This window comes from Neptuniibacter sp. UBA6509 (assembly GCA_002435145.1).
Classification (GTDB): domain Bacteria; phylum Pseudomonadota; class Gammaproteobacteria; order Pseudomonadales; family Balneatricaceae; genus Neptuniibacter.
Genome location: DJLT01000076.1, coordinates 592 through 22,004 on the forward strand (window position 1 = coordinate 592; position 21,413 = coordinate 22,004).

The 21,413-nt window shown below is 41.9% G+C and carries 26 protein-coding genes; 21 read left to right on the forward strand and 5 right to left on the reverse strand.

The annotated features are described in order from the left end of the window. Window positions 1–100: 100 nt before the first annotated feature. Together folE and B4K11_RS09445 are read right to left on the reverse strand one after the other, a co-directional pair. Entirely contained in the window at window positions 101–739 is a 639-nt protein-coding gene (gene folE / locus B4K11_RS09440) for a GTP cyclohydrolase I FolE (RefSeq protein WP_292950408.1), read from the reverse strand. A gap of 148 nt (window positions 740–887) precedes the next feature. Further along, entirely contained in the window at window positions 888–1,376 is a 489-nt protein-coding gene (locus B4K11_RS09445; protein WP_292950386.1) for a hypothetical protein, read from the reverse strand. Window positions 1,377–1,597: 221 nt separating this feature from the next. Here B4K11_RS09445 and B4K11_RS09450 point away from each other — a divergent pair, with 221 nt between their 5' ends. From B4K11_RS09450 to B4K11_RS09510, 13 genes are all read left to right on the forward strand, one after another. Further along, entirely contained in the window at window positions 1,598–2,692 is a 1,095-nt protein-coding gene (locus B4K11_RS09450) for a methyl-accepting chemotaxis protein (protein ID WP_292950387.1), read from the forward strand. 53 nt (window positions 2,693–2,745) lie between these two features. Next, a complete protein-coding gene (locus tag B4K11_RS09455) occupies window positions 2,746–3,342 on the forward strand; it encodes a TIGR00730 family Rossman fold protein (RefSeq protein ID WP_292950388.1) in 597 nt (198 codons plus the stop codon). Between the two features lie 285 nt (window positions 3,343–3,627). Next, the gene (gene soxC / locus B4K11_RS09460) at window positions 3,628–4,962 is read left to right on the forward strand and encodes a sulfite dehydrogenase (protein ID WP_292950389.1); all 1,335 of its coding nucleotides are present in this window, start codon (window positions 3,628–3,630) and stop codon (window positions 4,960–4,962) included. Next, a complete protein-coding gene (locus B4K11_RS09465; protein WP_292950390.1) occupies window positions 4,946–5,992 on the forward strand; it encodes a c-type cytochrome in 1,047 nt (348 codons plus the stop codon). Before soxC ends, B4K11_RS09465 begins: the two co-directional genes overlap by 17 nt. Window positions 5,993–6,093: 101 nt before the next feature. Continuing rightward, window positions 6,094–6,456, forward strand: a complete 363-nt coding sequence (soxX, locus tag B4K11_RS09470; RefSeq protein ID WP_292950391.1) for a sulfur oxidation c-type cytochrome SoxX — start codon at window positions 6,094–6,096, stop codon at window positions 6,454–6,456. A gap of 34 nt (window positions 6,457–6,490) precedes the next feature. After that, window positions 6,491–6,949 carry a thiosulfate oxidation carrier protein SoxY gene (gene soxY, locus B4K11_RS09475; RefSeq protein ID WP_292950392.1) on the forward strand — a complete coding sequence of 153 codons (459 nt, stop codon included), beginning with the start codon at window positions 6,491–6,493 and terminating at the stop codon, window positions 6,947–6,949. 29 nt (window positions 6,950–6,978) lie between these two features. Beyond that, a complete protein-coding gene (gene soxZ / locus B4K11_RS09480; RefSeq protein ID WP_292950393.1) occupies window positions 6,979–7,296 on the forward strand; it encodes a thiosulfate oxidation carrier complex protein SoxZ in 318 nt (105 codons plus the stop codon). A gap of 35 nt (window positions 7,297–7,331) precedes the next feature. Continuing rightward, complete coding sequence (gene soxA, locus B4K11_RS09485) at window positions 7,332–8,198, forward strand: sulfur oxidation c-type cytochrome SoxA (RefSeq protein ID WP_292950394.1); 867 nt, start codon at window positions 7,332–7,334, stop codon at window positions 8,196–8,198. Between the two features lie 15 nt (window positions 8,199–8,213). Then, on the forward strand, window positions 8,214–8,732 hold the full coding sequence (locus tag B4K11_RS09490; RefSeq protein WP_292950395.1) for a hypothetical protein: 519 nt from the start codon (window positions 8,214–8,216) through the stop codon (window positions 8,730–8,732). Between the two features lie 74 nt (window positions 8,733–8,806). Continuing rightward, complete coding sequence (soxB, locus tag B4K11_RS09495; RefSeq protein ID WP_292950396.1) at window positions 8,807–10,582, forward strand: thiosulfohydrolase SoxB; 1,776 nt, start codon at window positions 8,807–8,809, stop codon at window positions 10,580–10,582. Window positions 10,583–10,702: 120 nt separating this feature from the next. Then, window positions 10,703–11,338, forward strand: a complete 636-nt coding sequence (locus tag B4K11_RS09500) for a hypothetical protein (RefSeq protein WP_292950397.1) — start codon at window positions 10,703–10,705, stop codon at window positions 11,336–11,338. A 176-nt stretch (window positions 11,339–11,514) separates the two neighbouring features. Continuing rightward, on the forward strand, window positions 11,515–11,850 hold the full coding sequence (locus B4K11_RS09505; protein ID WP_292950409.1) for an EAL domain-containing protein: 336 nt from the start codon (window positions 11,515–11,517) through the stop codon (window positions 11,848–11,850). A 191-nt stretch (window positions 11,851–12,041) separates the two neighbouring features. Further along, the gene (locus B4K11_RS09510) at window positions 12,042–13,259 is read left to right on the forward strand and encodes an EAL domain-containing protein (protein ID WP_292950398.1); all 1,218 of its coding nucleotides are present in this window, start codon (window positions 12,042–12,044) and stop codon (window positions 13,257–13,259) included. A gap of 16 nt (window positions 13,260–13,275) precedes the next feature. Here B4K11_RS09510 and B4K11_RS09515 read toward each other — a convergent pair whose 3' ends face one another. The 3 genes from B4K11_RS09515 to purM are packed head-to-tail and all read right to left on the reverse strand — an operon-like array spanning window position 13,276 to window position 15,744. Continuing rightward, a complete protein-coding gene (locus B4K11_RS09515; RefSeq protein WP_292950399.1) occupies window positions 13,276–14,013 on the reverse strand; it encodes a DUF3108 domain-containing protein in 738 nt (245 codons plus the stop codon). Between the two features lie 13 nt (window positions 14,014–14,026). Further along, window positions 14,027–14,677, reverse strand: a complete 651-nt coding sequence (gene purN, locus B4K11_RS09520; RefSeq protein WP_292950400.1) for a phosphoribosylglycinamide formyltransferase — start codon at window positions 14,675–14,677, stop codon at window positions 14,027–14,029. An 8-nt stretch (window positions 14,678–14,685) separates the two neighbouring features. Further along, complete coding sequence (purM, locus tag B4K11_RS09525; RefSeq protein ID WP_292950401.1) at window positions 14,686–15,744, reverse strand: phosphoribosylformylglycinamidine cyclo-ligase; 1,059 nt, start codon at window positions 15,742–15,744, stop codon at window positions 14,686–14,688. 195 nt (window positions 15,745–15,939) lie between these two features. On the opposite strand from purM, the gene B4K11_RS09530 reads away from it, so the two are divergent. From B4K11_RS09530 to B4K11_RS09565, 8 genes are all read left to right on the forward strand, one after another. Continuing rightward, the gene (locus tag B4K11_RS09530; RefSeq protein WP_292950402.1) at window positions 15,940–16,983 is read left to right on the forward strand and encodes a DUF2066 domain-containing protein; all 1,044 of its coding nucleotides are present in this window, start codon (window positions 15,940–15,942) and stop codon (window positions 16,981–16,983) included. Between the two features lie 4 nt (window positions 16,984–16,987). Then, window positions 16,988–18,088, forward strand: coding sequence for an AI-2E family transporter (locus tag B4K11_RS09535; protein WP_292950403.1), 1,101 nt, complete (start codon window positions 16,988–16,990; stop codon window positions 18,086–18,088). After that, window positions 18,078–18,782: a DnaA regulatory inactivator Hda gene (gene hda / locus B4K11_RS09540; RefSeq protein WP_292950404.1), complete on the forward strand. Its 705-nt coding sequence runs from the start codon at window positions 18,078–18,080 to the stop codon at window positions 18,780–18,782. The genes B4K11_RS09535 and hda overlap by 11 nt, the downstream gene beginning before the upstream one ends. 136 nt (window positions 18,783–18,918) lie before the next feature. Beyond that, complete coding sequence (locus B4K11_RS09545; protein WP_292950405.1) at window positions 18,919–19,290, forward strand: hypothetical protein; 372 nt, start codon at window positions 18,919–18,921, stop codon at window positions 19,288–19,290. Between the two features lie 105 nt (window positions 19,291–19,395). Beyond that, window positions 19,396–20,082, forward strand: coding sequence for a TIGR01621 family pseudouridine synthase (locus B4K11_RS09550; protein ID WP_292959341.1), 687 nt, complete (start codon window positions 19,396–19,398; stop codon window positions 20,080–20,082). A gap of 1 nt (window position 20,083) precedes the next feature. Further along, window positions 20,084–20,302, forward strand: a complete 219-nt coding sequence (locus tag B4K11_RS09555; RefSeq protein WP_292955342.1) for a hypothetical protein — start codon at window positions 20,084–20,086, stop codon at window positions 20,300–20,302. Window positions 20,303–20,331: 29 nt separating this feature from the next. Further along, window positions 20,332–21,156: a tRNA cyclic N6-threonylcarbamoyladenosine(37) synthase TcdA gene (gene tcdA / locus B4K11_RS09560; protein ID WP_292955339.1), complete on the forward strand. Its 825-nt coding sequence runs from the start codon at window positions 20,332–20,334 to the stop codon at window positions 21,154–21,156. A 69-nt stretch (window positions 21,157–21,225) separates the two neighbouring features. Beyond that, window positions 21,226–21,413: hypothetical protein (locus B4K11_RS09565; RefSeq protein WP_292959342.1), on the forward strand; the 188-nt coding region annotated here is incomplete at its 3' end.

Sequence of the window (21,413 nt, forward strand, 5' to 3'; positions counted from 1 at the left end):
CTCTTAACTCTTAACTCTTAACTCGTGACGGGTAATTCTTATCTATTTGGCTTGAGCAGCATGCCTCATGTAGCTTGCTGATAAAGGCTGTTTAGGAATTCTATGTTAGAAATTCTGCACGCGTACGTTCATTACTTTTGAATATCCCACCCAACGCAGTTGTTTCTGTCTGTGAATTTACATCCATGACGCCGCGGGATTTAACGCAGTAATGTGTTGCGTTAATGGATACCGCAACATTATCTGTTTCTAAAAGTGTTTGTAGAGCGATAAGTATCTGTTTTGTTAGACGCTCTTGTACTTGGGGGCGTTGGCTGAAAAAACGTACCAGGCGATTTATTTTTGATAAACCAATAATCTTTGTATTTGGTATATAAGCTACCTTTGCTGTTCCATCAATAGTAACGAAATGGTGTTCGCAGGAACTTAACACACTGATATCACGGACCTTGACCATCTCTTCAAGGTTCATTTTATTCTCAATCATCGCGATTTTAGGGAAATTACTATAATCCAGCCCAGAGAAAATCTCATAAACATACATCTTGGCGATGCGGTGTGGGGTTTCTTCTAAGCTATCATCCTCAAGATTCATACCTAGCGTGCTGACAACTTCAGACATGAGCCCTTTGATTTTTTCGTAACGTTGCTTTTGATCGAGCCCGTTATCAATGGTAGGGGTTTCCAGTCCTTTGTGGATTAATTGCTCTCTTACTGCCGCCGCTTCAGGTGAAATCATCATGTAACCTTTTAATTTATTTGTTCTTCGTTTTTATCGTTGAAGCATCGGTGTGCAAGTGAAGTAAGCACCGCTAAAAGCCAATACGATTATCTCATTTTTCGTCTTGGCTTAATGGGACCAAGCAAATCAATTACAGTGTTAGGGTTTATAGAAGGTCAGGGAAAGGAAAGTCATCTCCCATCATTCTCGGATGTTTAGTTACCTTAATCGCGTGCTCAATATCTGAACCTTCTCTCATCGCATTGATAAGTAGAGTGAGAATAAAAGTGATCGAGTAATACTCTACGTGAGCGGTTAAGAATGGCAGGCTAATATCATTCTGTGCTAGTTTGCTTAACCGTGCCGCTAGCTGAGCGGCTTCACTATCATCAAAGCCTTCATCCATATTATGGATCAGTTCATAAATTTCATTCGGAAGGTTTTCATAGAGATAGTGATCAACTTTTAGCACTATTTTTAGAAGTACAGCGTGCTCTTTTTGTTCGTTTAAAAAAGGAAGGCTGACGGTTTCATTGAGTCGTTGAGCAATATCAATAGACTCGTCTTTATTAAGGAGTTGCCTTTGGCCTCGCTTCGCAAAGTATTCTTTTACTAATGCGTTGTATTGATTATCTGTCAGCGAGATTTTAGCCATGTTGAATCCTCAAATTGCTGTTAGTCAGTCACTGTTTGTAATTTTAAGATAGTTTTATGCTTGGGGATAGCATTGTTATGTCATGCATTGAAAATAGTTAACGCTGTAATTCGTCATCTATATCAACATTTATCCTATTACTAAGGTATATAGATGAAAGGTTAGGTTAATCACCGTATGATGCTGGCTGTTGAATTTTTGTTAAGTTAAGGGCTCTCTTGATGTTTTTCTCAAAAAAATTGAATCTTAAGATCGATGACCTACAAGGTGAGATCGAGCAATTGCGTATGCAAAATCAAAACTTGGTGAATGAAAATCAAGTGCTAACGCAGCGTTGCTATGAATCAGAGAGCGTACAAAATACACAAGATGATGGACAGCAAGAGATCTGTGCCGCTTGGGTTGCAGGGGGAGAACTTGTCGCTCAGGTTCGATCTACGATTGCTGATGCTGCAGAAAACTTAGAAAGCGAAAAGCAAAGTCTACAGAACTCGATGTCTATTTTTGATGAAACCCGTCAAGCGGTTGAAACCATTTTAGATCGAGTTAATGTGATTCAAACACGTGCACAAGACGGAAATGAAAACGTAAAAAGTTTATTGACGGTTTCAGAACAGATTGAAAAATTTGTGGGTGTCATTCGTGATATTTCGGACCAAACAAACCTCTTGGCCTTGAATGCTGCGATAGAAGCGGCACGAGCTGGCGAATCGGGAAGGGGCTTTGCCGTAGTTGCTGATGAAGTTCGTAATTTAGCACGTAAAGCGAGTGAAGCCAGTAATGAGATCGCTAATCTTGTGGGTCAAATCAGTACGCAAACCACATTAGCTTCTGATGATATTGGTCAAGTCGATATGTTAAGCAGTGAAGTTGTGGCATCTGCTGAGCAAATTAAAGCGGGCGTTCGTGATGTGGTAGGGCTGTCTGAACTGATGAATAGTGTTATCGGAAACAGCGCAGCAGATACATTTATTGAAACCGTTAAATTAGACCATGTGAATTGGAAAAATAGTGTGTATGAGGGCATTGTGATGGGCGATTTAAATAGCCTTTCATCACTTGCAGATCATACCGCATGTCGTTTGGGTAATTGGTATTACGCAGGCGTTGGCCGTGATAAATATAGTCATCTACCTAGCTTTGCAAATCTAGATGCGCCACATGAAAAAGTACACTCATCAGGCCTTGCTGCAGTTGAGGCTGCACGTAGTGGAAATGTTAAAGTCGCTGCTTCTCATCTAGCGATGATGGAAAAGGCGAGTCTAGAAGTCGCTTCCATTTTAGATAGGCTAAATAATGAGTTTAAAAACTCGTAGCAGTGATTCTTTGGTGCCTGTTTTAACAGCAATATAATGATTAATCGTTAAATATGACCTCACATAAGATTTCTCTAGTTAAGCCGTCACCTGTTAGAAAGGTCGCGGTCTTTTGTGGGGCTAAAACCGGTAACGATCCTCTTTATTTGAATCAAGCTATTATCGTAGGGGCTTTTCTAGCTAAAAACGGTATTGAGTTAATCTATGGTGGTTCAAATTTGGGCTTAATGGGGGCTCTCGCTTCATCTGCTTTATCTCATGGTGGGGCCGTTACGGGGGTCGTGCCTACTCATTTTGAAAAGAGCGAGACCATCCAAGAAAATTTAACTCAGCTAATAGAAGTTAATGATTTATCAGAGAGAAAAGAGCAGATGCTATCTCTTGCTGATGGATTTGTTGCACTGCCAGGGGGATCTGGAACACTGGATGAGATTTTTGAAGTAATCACTTTGTCACAGATGGGCCAGCATAAAAAGCCATGTGCTTTTTTAAATATAAATCAGTTTTATGATCCACTTATAAGCTTCTTAAGGCATGCTCAAGAAAATGGTTTTATTCACCCGGATTATATAAATATGCTGATTGTCTCTGAAAGTATTGAGGATACAATCAATCGTATGCAATGTTTTAAACATCCCCATTTATCCTAATTTAAACTATTTTATTTTCTAATACTGCTTAAACCGCCTAATAACTTTTCTACTCCTTCCTTACAGTTATTTTTGCTATACGCTTCAGCTTCTAGAGGTGATCGGGTTGGTAAGGCCGTACTCCTCTTTATTCCCAAAAGTGACATACCATAGATTTATATAAGCATTTATTATATTAGCTTTATACGATGGTCGAATTCTTGTATATGTTTTGTTGGAATATAGTTATTTCAAAAAGAGATATAACAATAAGAAGCACTTTTGGGACGCCAAGTGGAGGCGCTAATGTCCAAGATCATTAAAGGCCCGAGTACGCGTGAGCTGATGGCTCAGATGGCTCGGGAATCTGAACACTTATCTACTAATGACCGTCGAGATTTTTTGCGTAAAGGGATAGCGACTGTAGGCGGTATGGCTGCGACGGTTGTAGCGGGTGGCGCGATAGGGGACGAGATTAATGTAAATAATTTGCCGCCTAATGAACCATCCTGGGGTAAGCAACTAGGGCATGGTGTTGTTGAATACCCTTATGGTGGCCCATCTAAATATGAAAAGCATGTTGTTCGTCGAACTGTTCCTTGGCTTACGGCTGATTCCATAGCCTCAATCTCTATGACACCACTACAAGACTTAAAGGGAATAATTACCCCTAATGGCCTTGTGTTTGAGCGTTATCATGGCGGCGTACCTCAAATTAATCCTGATGAACATCGTCTAATCATTCATGGTTTAGTTGAGCGTCCTATTATTTTTACCATGGAAGATTTGATGCGTTTTCCATCGGTTTCAGAAATTAAATTTATAGAATGTCCGGCTAACGGCGGCATGGAGTGGAAGGGGGCGCAGATGGAAGCGCTTCAGTTTACGCACGGTATGTTGAGCTGTTGTGAATGGACGGGTGTTCCGCTAAAAGTACTATTGGATGAAGTCGGCGTAAAACCGGAAGGTAAGTGGATTCTAGCCGAAGGGGCAGATGGCTCACATATGAGCCGTTCAATTCCTTTAGAGAAAGCTTTGGAAGATACCTTAGTTGTTTATGCTCAGAACGGTGAAATGCTACGTCCAGAGCAGGGATACCCTTTACGTCTACTCAATCCCGGTTGGGAAGGTAATACCTCTATCAAATGGTTACGCCGCCTAGAGATTGGCGATTCTCCATGGTATCACCGTGAAGAAACATCAAAATACACAGATCTGATGCCTGATGGCCGGGCGCGTAAGTTCACATTTGTACAAGAATCTAACTCAGTTATTACAAGCCCATGTCCTGAGAAACCGATGATAAAACCAGGCTTTGTGGAAATTGAAGGTATTGCTTGGTCTGGGCGAGGAAAGGTGAAGCAAGTAGATATCTCTTTTGATGGTGGTGTTAGTTGGGTCCCCGCTAAATTGAAAGGTCTTGTTTTAGATAAAGCATTAACGCGCTTTAGCTTGGTGACTAAATGGGATGGTCAGCCTTGGTTATTGCAATCCCGTTCTGTAGATGAGACCGGATATGTACAGCCTACTTTGAGCCAATTGCGTAAGGTGCGTGGTGGCAACTCCATATACCATAAGAACTCTATTCATACGTGGAAAATTGCGCCAACAGGGGAGGTTACTAATGTTCAAATTACTTGATAAAACAGGAATAAAAGAGTCTCTGTTTGCGCTAAGTTTAGGTGCTGTTTTGGCATTGACAACTAACTTTGCTTACGCTGAAAAGTTTGGTTTTGGTGATACAGCAACTCAAGATCAAATTGCAGGGTGGGATATTGATATCCGTCCGGATGGTAAAGGCTTGCCTGAGGGAAGAGGTACGATTGAAGCAGGTGAAGGTTTATATGAGGAGCGCTGCGCGACCTGCCATGGTTTATTTGGTGAGGGTGAAGGGCGTTGGCCTGTATTAGCTGGTGGAGAGGGAACGCTTCAGGAAGAGCGCCCTACAAAGACCGTGGGTTCTTATTGGCCTTATGCATCTACACTCTATGACTATATTCGTCGTGCTATGCCTTTTACTGCGCCACGTTCTTTATCTGATCAGCAGGTCTATGACATTACGGCCTATCTCCTGTACCTGAATGAAATTGTTGAGGAAGATTTTGTATTAACGAAAGACTCTTTGGCTACGATAGAGATGCCAAATAAAGATAACTTCTTTGTCGATCCTCGGCCTGATGTGAAGAATGTTCGCTGTATGCAAAACTGTGCTGATCCTACGAAGTTAAAAATAGTAGGAACGCTCAGAGGGATAACACCTGTAGGGCACTTTGTTGAGGGTGCGGATGCGCCGGCTTCATCTCATGATGCTCAGATGGAACAGGAGCAGAATAAAGAAAAAGTTCGTAAAGCTACTCTTAAAGGTGAGAGTGCAGAGGTTGCTACTCACTCTAAGGCTGTTGCACTGACTGAGATGGCGATGGCGGGAAAGGATATTTACGATGGAGCATGTAAGGTGTGTCATGGCTCTGGCCTTACAGGATCGCCTAAATTTGGAGATGCTGAGGCTTGGTCGTCACGTATTCCTAAAGGGATGCCGCAATTGGTTCAGCACGCAATAAAAGGATTTACAGGTGATACGGGTGTTATGCCACCTAAGGGCGGAAGGGTCGACCTTAGTGATAAGCAGGTTGAAAATGCAGTGGCATACATGGTTGAATCTAGTCAGTGATTATTAGGTTATAAGGCTTAGTTATATTGAGCCTTATAACTTTGTGGGTTTCATATAACAATAAAAATACTGTCGTAAGGCAGAACACCGGAGGAGAAATAATGCGAAAGCTGACCACCTCTTTCTGTACGGTTGGATTATTAGCGATGTTTACAGCGTCTCCCGTTGTAGCCGATAACCATGCTGAACAGATTGCATTAGGTAAAGCTGTTTATATGGGGAAGTCCCGTGGAAATTGCGTTTCATGTCACACTATCGCTGATCCTGATGCGAAGCTAGCAGGAAACCAAGGCCCCCCAACCCTATCTATGAAAGCTCGTTTTCCTGATAAAGCTAAATTAAGAGCTCAAATTTGGGATGCAACTAAGAATAACCCCCTGACGATTATGCCGCCGCTGGGTAAGCACTGGATTTTGTCAGAAGAAGAAATTGATGCTGTCGTAGAGTATATCTACCAGTTCTGATCTCCCTAGTGGGATAAGTAAGAGGAAATTTAGAATGAGCATGAATCGTCGTTCCGTTATTAAAGTAATTGCTACAGGTGGTGCTTTAATCGGTGCAAGTGTCCTTATGCCACGTATTGCTATGGCAGCATGGACCACAAAAGCATTTGAAGCCGAAGATCAGGCAACCGCAATGAATGAATTGCTCGGTAGTGCTGTTGAAGAAAGTGCTGAAGTGACATTGAAGGCACCTGATATTGCAGAGAATGGTGCTGTTGTACCTGTCACTATCCGTTCAAGTATGGCCGGTGTGGAAGCTATCAGTGTCTTTGTTGAGCATAACCCAACACCGTTGGTTGCAGAGTTTATTATTCCTGAAGGAACTGATGCAGATGTATCAACACGTTTGCGCATGGGGAAAACCTCAAAAGTTACCGCAGTTGTAAAAGCTAACGGTAAATTTTATAGCGCTTCTAAGGAAGTAAAAGTCACTATCGGTGGTTGTGGCGGTTAAGTCCAGTCTAGGATCCAGAGGAAAGAATCATGGCTAAAGGTATTATTAAGGTTAAAGCAAAAACTTCGGGTGAGAAAACCAAAGTTAAGTTGATGGCTAAGCATATTATGGAGAGCGGTCAGCGTAAGGATAAAAAAACGGGTGAAATGATTCCTGCGATGTTTTTAAAAGAGCTGAAAGTTATGCATGCTGGGAAAGATGTGTTCATGGCCAATCTAGGGACAGCAATCTCTAAAAATCCTTATTTCGCATTCAATTTTGCAGGTGGGACTAAAGGCGACGAGCTTACGATGACTTGGGTCGAGAGCACGGGTGCAACAGGGACAGAGATAGCGAAAATAAAATAATCGGCTAAAACCGATTATTCGGTAAGGTGCGAATAATGAAAATAATAAAAACATTAGCGTTGAATTTAGCCGTTGCAAGTGCATCACAGGCCGCTTTGGCTGCCGATTCGGGTTTTGATATGCAAACGGTCGATCCCGAAGCGGATCGTATTGCTTTGCAAAACTATTTCAAAGCTCGTTTTCCTGAAACTGAAATCGCAGATTATGTTAACGGTATTTATGCCGTGGATGCGGGGTCTCGTGAGCAGTGGGAAGAATTAGAAGAGTTCCCTCCCTATGAGTTTGATGTGGAAAAGGGTGAAGAGTTATTTAATACACCTTTTGCTAATGGCAAAGGCTATGCCGACTGTTTTGAAAATGGTGGAATAGGTATTCGTCATAAGTACCCTTATTGGAATAAAGATGAAGGTACGGTTAAGACGCTAGAGCAAGAGATAAACGAATGCCGTACGGATAACGATGAGGAACCCTTAGCATGGGGTAAAGGGGCTATTGCTCAAATCTCTGCCTATATGGCTTGGACCTCACGGGATAAGGTTTTTGATATTCAAATCCCTGCCGATGATGAGCGTGCTAAAGCGGCTTATTTGGATGGTAAGAAGTTCTTTTATGCTAAACGTGGACAGTTGAATTTGTCTTGTGCAAATTGTCATGTTCAAGGTACGAATATTCGTATCCGAGCTGATTTACCCAGTCCTCAGCTAGGTCATGTGACTCATTTTCCTGTATTCCGTTCTAAATGGGGAGCGTTAGGCACATTGCATCGACGTTATAGCGGTTGTCATAAAGATTCTCGTTCTAAACCATTAAAGCCTCAAACTGAGACATTTAGAAATTTGGAATATTTCCAGAGCTATATGTCCAATGGGTTAGTGGCAAATGGTCCCGGTGCGCGTAAATAACTGGAGGGTAGCAAAATGAATAAAGGTCTTATTATTGCTATCGTCTTGATAGTAGCTGTTGTGTTGTTTATGACGCAGTCTGATAAGAAAGAAGTATCAGAACCCGCGATGACAAAAGCGCCTCCTCCTGTTCAAGTTGAACCTTCACCGGCTGAGCCTGCTGCCCCTGAAGTCAGCTTACAAGAAGCGTTTGAAATGAATCGAGCGATGTATGGAAAAGGTCATTCATTCGCTTGGAATGGTGAGCAGCATACAACGGATCATCCTGAGGAAATTGAAGCGTCGAAAGAGGCAACCCAAGCTAATGCTGAAGCGCTTTTAGCAAGCGCTATGGCTAAAAATGCTGAAGTTGCTAAGTTGGGTTTTGAGTGGAAACTGACTGGCGATATTCTCAAAAAAGCTCAACAATCGATTGATCAAGGAAATTTCCAGCAAGCATTAAATTTAGCTGCCCAAGCTAAATATCATGCACGCATTGGTATCGAACAGTACCACTATGCTCAAGCAAATTGGCATCTATCGGTTCCTGAATAAGGTGTTTTAAGCTCCTTTTAACGCCTGCTTTTTTTCAGCAGGCTTTTTTTTCTCTCGATTAAAGGTAATTTGTTATGACCATGTCGCGTCGTGAATTTGCACGTTTACTGGGTATTGCTGGCGCAGCTGGTGTTTTACCTGCTACGGGCTTCGCCGCTAAAAAGCAGACAGGTGATCTGTATGAGATCCCTAACAGTGGTAATGTTAGGCTTTTACACATGACTGACTGCCATGCGCAGTTGATGCCTGTTTATTTTAGAGAACCTAATGTTAATTTGGGTATTGGAAATGCTTATGGACAGGCCCCACACCTTGTCGGGGAAAAACTACTTAACCATTTTGGTATTTCGCCGGGGTCACTAGAAGCGCATGCTTTTTCCTATCTAAATTTTAATGATGCTGCTAGCCGGTATGGCAAAGTAGGCGGGTTTTCCCACTTAAAAACTTTAGTTAATCGTTTACGCCAAAGCTACGGTACCGAAAATACCCTGTTGCTAGATGGCGGTGATACATGGCAGGGATCGGGTACCGCATTTAAAACCCGCGGTATGGATATGGTTGAAGCAACCAATGAACTCGGTGTGGATTACATGACGGGGCATTGGGAATTTACCTATCATCAGGAGGAGATCCTTAACAATATTAAAGCGTTTAATGGAGAGTTCTTAGCTAATAATATTTATGTCACTGAAGACGCGCTTTTTGATGGCGCAGATGAGTACATTCATGATGAAGATTCGGGGCATGTATTTAAGACATATTCCATTCGTGAAATCGGCGGTGTGCGTTTAGCTATCATCGGTCAAGCATTCCCTCGAACTAAAATTGCGAACCCGGCCCGTTTTATCCCTGACTGGACTTTTGATATCTATGATAGTGAGATGCAAGAGCTGGTGGATACACTACGCTCTGAAGAGAAAGTTGATGCGGTCATTGTGATATCACATAACGGTATGGATGTTGATTTAGCGATGGCTTCGCGTGTTTCTGGAATCGATGTGATACTCGGTGGTCATACTCATGATGGAATGCCGCAACCAACAACGGTTAAAAATCAGTATGGGCAGACGTTAGTTTGTAACGTCGGTTCGAATGGTAAGTTTTTAGGCGTAATGGACCTTGATATTCGAAATGGCAAAGTTAAGGGGTTTAACTATCGGCTTATGCCCGTGTTCTCTGAGCTTTTGCCTGCAGATGCGGGTATGGCAAAACTAATTGAAGATATTCGTGCGCCACATTATCAGTGGTTAAATGAAGAGTTAGCTTTGGCGGATGAAGTAATGTTCCGTCGTGGTAATTTCAATGGCACGTTTGATCAGTTGATCTGTAACGCTTTGATGGAAGTGAATGATGCCCAGATCTCTTTGTCCCCGGGTTTCCGTTGGGGAACGACGGTACTTGAAGGGCAAAAAATTACGATGGAGCATGTGTTGGATCAGACCTGCCTGACTTATCCTGAAACTTATGTGAGGCCGATGAAAGGATCAGAGCTTAAATTGATTCTGGAGGATGTGGCAGACAATATTTTCAACCCTGAGCCATACCTTCAGTCGGGTGGTGATATGGTCCGTGTCGGAGGTTTTGATTATGTTTGTGATCCTTTGCAGCCTATCGGTAAGCGTATTTCTGAGATGACGCTTGATAATGGCGAAAGAATCGATGCGAATAAAATGTACACTGTTTCGGGCTGGGCAACGGTTGGTGCTCAATCTGATGGTCCGATTATTTGGGATGTAGTTGCAGAGCATCTACGTGATAAGCAGGTTGCTCATATTGATAAGTTGAATACTCCTATTCTTAAAAATGTGGCTGGAAATCCAGGTATAGATGGTTACTCAAAAATTAAATAATTAAATTAAACCGTAAAGTTCTATCACGGATTGCTGCTGTATTGAGTAGTTCACCTTGCACATTTATTCTATCAATGTGAAGGTGTAGACCTTTACGGTCCTAATTTAAGATACTTAATTATGAATAAACTTATTGTTATTGGTGCTGCAAGTCTTGCAGGTTTGATTTTGGTAGGTGGTGCCGGTTTCTTTGGGTATAAATTGTATAGCGAGCTTTCCAATTATAAAAAAGTGGGAAGCTTGAAGGCCCTTAAAACCTTTAGTCAGGAAAATTTTGATTTAAAAAAATCAAATAAAGAGTTAGAGAAATCTATCGCTAAAATTCAAAAAGACTTTATGGCTTATCGCAATACAGAGATCCGTAATGCTGAACAACGTTCTGATCGACGTGTTGAAACAGCCGTTGCGTCTTTTATGCCTATATCGGGTCCTTATGTCCTTGCGGCGGTCTCTAGTAAAGATCAGCTTGAACTGTGTGAAGATACTCAACGTTTAACTAAACTTGAGACTGAGCTCTTTGGTAGTGTCCCAGCAAATGTTTTACTGCAGCAAGAAAAGATCTGTGAAACTAACATTGATAGGAAGTTAGTTCCTTTATTCAAATATCAAATGTTAAGAGTCAGGGCGAGTATGTCGGGTTCGCTCGGGCACCTTAGAAAAGATGCAGATCAAAAATTTGATAAAGCGAGGACTCTTTTAACTAAATGGGAAGTTCCAATCTCAACTGAGTTAGATGCTTATACTCGTTTCAAATAGCGGTTAGATCATATTTTTGCTGGGTAGAGCATTAGTGGAATAATATCTGCCTAGAAGCCTTTCTGCTCTAAGCGACCTTAATTTGTCTCGTTCTGATCTCCCTGTCCCTGTTTGCGTCGATACGAAGTAGGGGAAAGCCTGATTTTTGAATTAGTGGAGACTGAGGCCATTGAAGAATCGGAACATATTGTTCAGTTTTTGACCGAGTTAAAGGGCTAGGGTGTAGTTTAGCGATTGATGATTTTGGTACAGGCTATTCCAATTTTAAATACTTATTAAAGCTAGATATCGATTATATAACAATTGATGGTTCCTTAATTCGTTATATCGACCGTGATAAAAATTCGAGAATTTTTGCTGAAACGGTAGTGGGTTTTGCCCGAAGGTTGAATGTTAAAACGGTCGCTGAATTTGTACATAGTTTTGATGTCGAAACTGAGGTTCGCAGAATTGGTGTTGATTACCTTCAGGGATTTCTTCTAGCCGAACCACTACCTTTAGCAGATTTATAAGCCTATCTTTTTGCTAATCTGGTCAGAATTTCTAGTGATCTAATTGGTTATAGCAGGCTTTTACTGGTATCTTCATTTCGGGGTTATGACTGGTTGTATGCCTATTTTTTGTTTGAGAGGCATAGTTAAGTTGTTTAGGACTTGTACGTAGGCTTCTTAGCTTGCATTACTGATTTAGATGAGTGAAACCGATGAGTATTAAAGCTTTTCCTTATTTTCAGCCGATTGTCGAGACTGCAACTGGACGTATTGCAGGTTATGAAGCATTGGCACGAATGATAGATGAAACGGGCACGGTAGTTTCGGCGGGCGCTCTATTTACAGATAAAACAATTGCTCTCAAGGAACGTATTGAGCTTGATCGTGATGTACGACTTCAGGCATTAACTCAGCTAACACAACTACCGAAAAATACTTTTTTAAGTATTAATATCTCTCCTGAGTGGCTTCAGTGTTTGGATTCTCTGGAGAATTTACCCACGTTTGAAATGATTAAGCAACTCGCGGCTGATGGCACTAAGGTCGTGATTGAGATCACTGATCTGGATGGTGATATTGATGTGATCCAGCAGTTGGTTGAGCGTTATCGTGAGCAAGGTTTTAGGGTTGCGATTGATGATTTTGGTACAGGCTTTTCTCAATTAGATCGTATCGCGCTTTTAAAGCCGGATATTATTAAGCTTGATATGACGTTATTGAAGAACGGCACTGAAGATGGACGTGGTTCTTCAATGATACAGATGCTAGGTGAGATGGCCTCTAAACTCGGTAGTAAGGTTCTATGCGAGGGGGTAGAGACTGAGGAAGAATATTATTTAGCTTTAAGTTGTAATGCGGTTTATGTTCAGGGCTTTCTTTTCTCCGAAGCTGTTGCGGAGATGCTTCCTCCTGAAAAAACACAGTACACAGTTAAGAATTTACTAAGTCATTATCGGGAACGTGCTTTAGAGGCAACTGCACGAAGTCATTGGCGTGCAGAAAAGGTTAAAGCTGAGCTTCTAGCATTGCGGGAGGTTCTTCGTACCGCCAGTGATGAAGAAGATCTACAGGATTTTGTGGCGGCAGATCATCTTATCAGATTTTATATTTGTGACCGTCTAGGTGATCAAATATCGCCTAATTATGAAAACAGCGATCGTGGCTGGATTCGAGATGACAACCATAAAGGCTATAATTGGAGTTGGCGCCCCTACTTCTTTGAGCTGCTAGGGTCATCTGATACGAAGAACCGTTTGGTGTTCTCAGACCCTTATCAGGATATTCATACGGGTATGGGAGCGCAGACTGCAGTGCTTGTTATTGACCATTCTCGGATATTGCTTGCCGACTTAAGAGATGATCAACAAGGCGGAGGGATCTTTAATGGTTTTACTGCAATGCCAGCAAGTTGGATTCCTGACATAGAGTAGATTATCTAAATCCAGATTAGGGCGACAGCTTTTTGAGCAGAAGGGTGTACGCCTTGTCTTTTTTTTCTATCTGCATCAACTTTATGATCTGATAGTCTAGTTCTGGGGCAAACCAAATATAAGTTTGCCTTTTACTATTTTTCTCACGAATGCGTTTTACTTTAATAGCTTCATATTTGCCGATAGGGGCTTCAATTTCAGTTTTGCCATCTACTTTAAATTTATACTCTTTTAAACTTCCGCCATCGGCTACGTTGAAGTTGAACTCAGTTTTGCCTTGAGCTACCTGCTGTTGGAGTAAAATTTGGTAGCTTAGTTTGTCTTGAACGCCCGGAGTGACGGACATATTCCAAGGCTTATCCGCAACATTGTTTGTCGCCTTATTTGCTTCCCAATCAAACTCAATACTTACGTTGCGCTTTTTCCCTAAAACACTGCGTTTAAAAATGTAGTGTATGGGACGAAGTTGATCATGAAAAAGTTCAAGGTTGCTTTTTTCATAGATGCTCGCGAGCATTGACGAGGCTTTTGATTCAATCACCCACTGATTGTCGGGTGATTTTTTAAGTTGGCGTATTGTGTCGCCACTTAGGGAGATGGGGCCGTCCCACTCAAGCTCATAAGCAGCGGTAAAGGTTTTTAAGGCGGGTAAGTCTTTGCTCGTTGATTCGTCAGCTGAAGCGAAGAGAGGGAATGCCCAGAAAACTAGATAGGTTAATACTGCAGTTCGTGTGCGCAGTTGCTTTCTAGGCATCGCTATTTTCCTCTTACTGACGTATTTCTAGTTGGTAGCCTTGGGCAGGGAGTAATTGTCCATCTAACGTTATTCCCTGTTCAGTACAAGCAAGCTTATCATCACAAAAAAGCTGTACAGCATATGGATAGATAATATGTTCAACCGCATGTACTTTTTTTTGCAGGCTGTCTTCATTATCATCCACATCTATGCTGACTTTTCCCTGAACGGCTAGGGGGCCACCGTCCAGCTCTTCTGTTACAAAATGTACAGTGCAACCATGTTCCTTATCACCTGCTTCAATAGCACGTTTATGTGTATGAAGGCCTTTGTATTTAGGCAGTAATGAAGGGTGGATGTTAAACAGGCGTCCTTGATAATGGCGAACAAAAGCAGGAGTTAAAATACGCATAAACCCTGCTAGTACAATAAGATCAGGTTTGTACTGGTCGATCTGTTCAATCATTGCTTGATCGAAACTTTCTCGATCATCAAAGTCGACATGCTGAAGCGTTATTGCTGGAATTTTGGCATTGTTGGCACGCTCCAAGCCATAAGCCTCAGCTTTATTGCTGAGAACTGCTTCGATGCGGCCATTAATTTGGCCGGCATCGATTGCATTCATTATGGCTTGTAGGTTGGAACCACTTCCTGAAATCAGGACAACGATTCGTTTACTCATAGGCTGGATTAGGACTCCGTTGCTACAAGTTCAACTTGCTCTTCACCTTCAGATGCTGCTGCAATTGAGCCAATAACCCACGCAGTTTCGTTCGCATCTGATAGTAGTTTTAAGGCTTCATCTGTTTTGTCAGACGGTACACAGATAACCATGCCGACACCACAGTTAAACGTGCGGTACATCTCAGTCGCGTCTACATTACCTTGCTCTTGAAGCCACTTAAATACGGCAGGCAGTTCCCAAGATTGAGTATTAATAACCGCTTTTGCGTTGTCAGGCAGAACGCGAGGGATGTTTTCCAGCAAACCGCCACCCGTAATGTGGGAAAGCGCGTTTACTTGAGATTCTTTGATGAGCTTAAGCAAAGACTTAACATAGATTCGCGTTGGTGCCATCAAAGCATCAGCAAGTGGCTGCCCATCTAGATCAGCTGTTAGTTCTGTACCGCTAACTTCCAGAATCTTACGAATTAGAGAGTAGCCATTTGAATGAGGGCCTGATGATGCTAAACCGATTAAAGTATCACCTACTTTTACGTTGCTGCCATCAATAATGTCATCTTCTTCAACAACACCCGTACAGAAACCCGCTAAATCGTAATCTTCACCTTCATACATGCCCGGCATTTCAGCAGTCTCACCACCGACCAGTGCCGCGCCAGCAAGTTCACAGCCTTTACCGATACCTGTTACTACATCAGCCGCTGTATCAATATTTAGCTTACCCGTAGCGTAGTAATCTAGGAATAGAAGAGGTTCTGCGCCTGCAACGATTAGATCGTTTACACACATGGCAACTAGATCGATACCAATGGTGTCGTGTTTGCCAAGGTCCATTGCTAAGCGTAGTTTTGTACCTACACCATCAGTGCCTGAAACAAGCACCGGTTTACGGTAGCCTTCAGGGATGCGGCAAAGCGCACCAAAACCACCTAAACCACCCATAACTTCAGGGCGTGTGGTGCTTTTTGCTACACCTTTAATACGATCAACTAGGGCATTACCAGCGTCAATATCGACACCAGCATCTTTGTAACTTAGCGAGTTGCTATCAGAACCAGTAGACATGGATCAGTTAACCTTTAATGTACAAGGGAAAAAAGGGAAGAAAAATATTGGGCGTATTCTACCGTTTCTAGCGCTTTAGTACACGCCTAACCTTCAGCAAAGTTAACAAAATGTCATAAGAAATCTTCTAAAAACGATTTCTGGCTTGTGTTACAGTTACGCCAACTTATTTATTTGGCATTTTCAGGTGGCTTGATGGATTATTTAAGGGTCTGTATTACTAGCTTACTTTTATCGTTCTCTACACTCATTTCTGCGGGCACAGTCACAGGATTATATAGCGTTGAATTAGCGACAACTGCTGATAAAAAAGCGCCTACAGAAACTCAGATTCTACAAGGCCTGAAACAAGTATTGGTCAAGGTATCTGGAAGCCGTGAATTAGATAAGAGCCCAGTCGTTCAACAAAAGTTTGTTGTTGCTGAAACGCTTTTGCAGCAATTTAGTTTTCGTAAAAACCTGGAAGATGAGACTGCCGCTTTTATAAACCTACAATATGCTCAAGGTGCGATTGATCGTTTAATTAAGCAAGCAGGAATAAAGCCTCTTGGGCCTCAGAGACCTAAAGTACTCTTTTGGGTCGTCTCGGATAACAAGGGGTTGCCGGATTATCTCCCTTCTGAAAGTTTTGAATTAAGTGTATTGAACCGTGCGGCTCGTTCACGGGGTCTACCTATACAACTGCCGCTTTTAGACCCTTCTGATCAAGCTGCGCTTCCTGCGAATGATATCTGGGATTCATTTGAAGGTTCTATAAAAGCAGCGTCAGCCCGTTATAAAGCTGATGCTATCGCTGCAGTAAAATTACAGTATTCCGATTCAGGAAGTGTTGCTTTAGGCGGTATGCTTATCGTGGGTTCAACTATTGAATTTTTATCCGCTTCTGGCGATGTGAACACTGTATTAACTGATATGGTTGATAAAGTCGCAGATCAGTTATTTCAGCCAGTAGTCAGTTATAAATTGAGTCACTTCCAGACAGGTATCGCTATGAAAGTAAGTGGTGTGGCGAGTTTGTCGGATTATATTTTACTGACCGCTTTTTTACGTGGTCTGCCTGTTGTGAAAGATGTTAAACCAGAGCGGGTTAATGGAAATGAAGTTACTTTAAGATTGCAGCTTGATGGGACGGAACAACAGTTAATACAGGCGATACAGATGGAACTTCGCTTAAATGCTACCGAACAGCTTAGTAACCCAAGTGGCAATAAAGTTTTGAGTTATCGTTGGCAGGGATAAGGAAATGACTGAATCACAGCGTTGGTTTTTATTAATAGTTACACTTGTTGTTAGTGGGCTTGTTTACCTATTAGCTCCTATATTAACACCCTTTTTGGTAGGTGCTTTATTAGCCTATCTATGTGACCCTGTTGCGGACCGGCTTGAAGCGTCTGGCTTATCGAGGACGGTTTCAGTTATTGTCGTTTTTATAGCGATGACGGCTGTTGTCTCAATTTTATTCTTAATTTTTATTCCCAAAATTGGTTATCAAATTCAAACGCTGGTTGAGCGTGTGCCTCAGGCGATTTTGTTGTTTGAAGAGCAGTTATTCCCCTGGATATTAAGCACGTTTAATTTAGATGCAGCGTTGTTTGATTTTGCGCATATCAAGAAAATCTTGTTGGGTGATTTACAAAAAACGAGTGATGTGATGGCACAGCTTCTCGGTGGACTTACTAAGTCAGGTTTAGCGGTTGCTGCATGGGTTGCTAATCTAGTGTTGATCCCGGTGGTTACCTTTTATTTGTTGCGTGACTGGGATGTTATGGTTGATAAGGTCAAGCATCTATTACCGCGCAATTTAGAGCCAAAAATATCTCTATGGGCCTCAGAGTGTGATGAGGTTCTAGGTGCCTTTATGAAGGGGCAATTGCTAGTGATGTTTGCCCTTGGTATCGTTTATGCGGTGGGTTTATGGATCGTAGGGCTTGATCTAGCGTTATTGGTTGGTATGATCGCAGGTCTTGCGAGCATAGTCCCTTATATGGGCTTCTTTATTGGAATTGTTGTAGCCGGCGTGGCTGCTTTTATGCAATTTCAAGATCCTATAGTGTTGGGTTATGTTGGTGTTGTATTCGTAGTAGGGCAGCTTTTAGAAGGCATGCTGTTAACACCTTTGCTTGTTGGCGATCGAATCGGGCTACACCCTGTCGCTGTGATTTTTGCAATTATGGCGGGGGGGCAGTTGTTTGGTTTTGTAGGCATTTTACTTGCCTTACCTATTGCCGCTGTAATTATGGTGTTGTTGCGCCATTTGAATGAGGGTTATAAAAATAGTGCCCTTTATGCTTCTGAACATTCTAGTGACATTGAGAAGACTGAAACTGTAGTCAATGACAACTGATCATCCATTCCAAATACCCCTATCTGTTGGGTTAAGAGACGATGCTCGCTTTGAGAATTTTTATTCGCAAGGTAATGAGCTTTTGTGTGCGAGCTTAAAAGCGGCTACACAGCCTTCGGGCGAACAATTTACCTATATATGGGGTAGCCCAGGTGTAGGTTGTACGCACCTGTTGCAGGCTGTTTGCCATGAAGCGGATCCGGTAGGTCGAACTGCGGCGTATCTACCGCTTGATGAACTGAAGCATTTAGGCGGTGGCATCCTTGAAGGGATGGAGTATATCGATCTGATCTGTTTGGATTGTATTAGTGCCGTTGTAGGCGATACACAGTGGGAAGAAGCCTTATTCCACTTTTTTAATCGAATTAGGGATCAAGGAAATACGCTGATCATTGCCGCGAATACACCTCCACGGCATTTAGGTGTTCAATTGCCTGATCTGTCGTCAAGGCTGAGTTGGGGGATTGTGTTCCAAGTTCAGGCACTTGATGATGAAACTAAACTGAAGGCAATTCAGATGCGGGCGAGTGCGAGAGGTCTTGAGTTCTCAGATGATGTTGTACGTTATCTTTTGCATCATGCCAGTCGTAATATGAATGATCTAACCGTTTTGCTGGATACATTAGATCGAGCATCTTTGAGTGCTAAACGAAAGATAACTATTCCGTTTATTAAAGAGGTCACAGGGCTTTAATTTTAAGCCCTTGTTTGATCTCACTTCCAGGCGTACCTAAGTTAATTTACTCTTCATCTAGCTGTCATAATTTTGTCTATTGTGTGGTGCACAATAGAGTTCAATCTTAATCTGTGGTTAGAAGAGAGACTCTATAATGACAACCCATCTACCTGAAAAGCTACAACAGAAACTTGAAACGGAAAGTGTTTCATTTGAGCAAGATGACTTGCGATTCACGATCTCGCATGTGAATCGCAAAGGTAAATTATTGGGGCGTGAGTGGTATAAGGGATTTATAGCGATAACGGATAAACGCTTAGTTTTAGCGGCAGATGGCGTTAAATTTCTTAATTTGAAAGCCGGGGATGAGCGTTTTTCAGCGGCTAAATTTATTGAGGGGAATGTTGCTTGTTTGGAAATTAAATTCGCTAAAGAAGCTGATCATAAGCGGCGCGTTATTTTTCATATATACACTGATAAAGTAAATAAAATTCTAAAGCGCATTGATCGTTCGCTCTCTGCATAAGGAGGCTTTTAATGCGCTTTTCTTTTGCCCTTCTCTTGATTCGCTAACTCTCCTTGAATTATCGGATTAACTAACGCATGATGCCGTTTTTTAGCGGGGTTTTATGTGTACGAAATAGTTGATCAAACTGAAAGCTTTGTGATGATTAATAAGTCCCAAGGTGTCAGTGTACATAAAGATCAAAATGACACTGGTCTTACAATGCAGCTCCAAAAAGACCTTGGGTTGAAGCAGATCTACCTTATTCATCGTCTTGATAAGATAACCTCGGGTCTTATGGTTTTTGCAAAAAGTGCCGAGGCTGCGTCGGAATTGTCTCGGCTCTTTAGAGAGCGTCTTGTTAGTAAATTCTATTTAGCGATTAGTGATCGTAAGCCGCGACGAAAACAGGGGGCTATTATCGGAGATATGGCTAAATCTCGTCGTGGTAGTTGGAAATTATTATCGGCTAAAACTGATCCTGCTATCACACAGTTTTTTAGCGTTTCACTTAAACCTGGATTCCGATTGTTTATCCTTAAGCCCACTACCGGCAAAACACATCAAATTAGAGTGGCACTTAAAAGCGAAGGAGCCCCTATTTATGGTGATAGCCTTTATAGTGGAAGTAGTGCGGATCGAGTTTACTTACATGCTTATCGTTTAAGTTTTGAATATCAAGGCACACTACATAGTTATAGTTGCCTACCGCAAGATGGAGCATTATTTGATCATGATGCTCAGCTATTAATAGATGATTTTTGCTCTAATCCTGAGCAAATTAACTGGCCCAATTTAAAAATAGGTAAATAATATGAGTGAGAGTGAACGTATAGAGCGTGATTTTAATCTTCGCGATGAAGAGGAAAAGAAAGCATTTCTAGAAGAGACTTGGTGCGATCATTGTCAAGAAGTGAACTTAGGGATGATTGATCCGATAGAATATGAACAAAATGATATTATTTTTATCGAAGGTAAATGTGCTAAATGCAGTAATGTCATTTTAACTGAAATTACAGAAGATGAATTTTAGTTTTTAGGCAATTACTGGGAGACTTTTCATTGTCAGATAATTTCGAAAACCGCTTTGGTGGAACACGTCGTTTATATGGAAATGATGTGGTTGATATGTTTAATCAATCACATATCTGTGTCATAGGTATTGGTGGTGTTGGCTCTTGGGTTGCCGAGGCTCTAGCACGTACAGCTATTGGCACTATTACGCTGATTGATCTGGATGATATTTGCATTACCAATACGAATCGCCAGATTCATGCCGTAAGTGGCAATATTGGACGCTCTAAAACAGAAGCGATGGCAGAGCGCATTCGGTTGATTAACCCGGATTGTGTTGTCAATGAGATTGACGATTTTATAACCATTGAAAATATTCCAGAGCTCATTACATCTGATTTCGATTATGTGATAGATGCAATTGATAGTGTTAAAGAAAAAGCAGCTTTAATATCTCATTGTAATTATAGAAAAATTCCTATTATCACTGTCGGTGGTGCCGGTGGGCAAACCGATCCTACAAAAATTGATATATGTGATCTGGCAAAAACAAGCCATGACCCTTTAGCGGCTAAAGTTCGTTCGTTCCTTAGACGTCATTACCAGTTCAGTAAAAGTGGCAGACGTTTTTCTGTAGACTGCGTTTACTCTACGGAGCAACTTGTTTATCCGCAGCCGGATGGCAGTGTGTGTGCTAATAAGAGTCAGATGGACGGTGGTACTCGTTTAGATTGTGCAAGCGGATTTGGCGCATCAACATGTGTGACGGCAACCTTTGGTTTTGCGGCTGTAGCTCGAGTATTGGAGAAAATGAAGTTACGTTGGGAAAGGCAGTTAAATGCCGATCGTAAGGCTAGTGATCCTCTAAACTAGTTTACTATTTAATTTTGATTTTTCGTATAGAATGGACATCATTAAAAAGAACGGATCTAGGGCAGCGCATTGAAAATTTATAAATCTTTTTTTATCTGTTTGAGTTTAGTTTTGACTGCTTGTAATGCGGCTGAAGTTAAACCTAATGATGCTGATATGGCGCCAGGCGCTCCATCCGCTGGCGCAGGGCCGCAGAATACAGCGGCATCTGCACAAAAGAAAGTTATGGCCGCGACTGAAAAGGCATCGAATAAGTC